We start from the raw sequence: 566 nt of genomic DNA, 5'->3' as shown, positions 1-566 counted from the left end.
GTAAGCGCTCATTTCGCTGCACGTAGCGATTTCCGAGATTGTAGACCGCTGTTGAGCTGGGCTTAGGGTTTGGAGGGTTTGGCGAAGTTGAAGGGCAAGAGGTCTTGGAGGTCTGCGTCCTTGTCGCGCTTTGGCATCTCAGTGAAGACATGGCGGAGGTACGCGAGGGGCTCAACGCCGCAGGCGCGGCAAGTGAGCATGAGGCTGTAAACGATAGCGCTGGCCTTTGCGCCTTCGACGGTATCGCTAAACAGCCAGCTCTTTCTGCCTGTTGCAAAGACCCTGATATCGCGTTCGAGCAGGTTGTTGTCGATCGGCATCTGACCGTCTTCAACGTAGCGCGTCAGATAGTCCCATTGGTTGAGCGTATAGCTGACAGCATCCCCAAGCTTGCTGTCAGGCGGAACTTTGGGGGCGATGTCATCGAGCCATTGCTTGAGGGCGGTCAGAACGGGAACGCTATGTGTCTGACGGAAGCGACGGATGCATTCGTATTTTGTTTCGCTGTCACCGGGGATTTCGTCGTGTGCCAGGCGTTCGATGCGATAAAGCTGCTCGAAGAACCG

General features: G+C 56.0%; 1 protein-coding gene. It reads right to left on the bottom strand.

Going from position 1 to position 566, the window contains the following annotated elements; translation table 11 throughout:
- Positions 1–62: 62 nt before the first annotated feature.
- On the bottom strand, positions 63–566 hold a 504-nt coding region (locus ACK8OE_RS20905; protein ID WP_410274236.1), incomplete at its 5' end, for a transposase.

It is taken from the genome of Asticcacaulis sp. W401b, from assembly GCF_046503825.1.
Taxonomy (GTDB): Bacteria; Pseudomonadota; Alphaproteobacteria; order Caulobacterales; family Caulobacteraceae; genus Asticcacaulis.
This window is presented reverse-complemented; position numbering and strand designations above follow the sequence as displayed.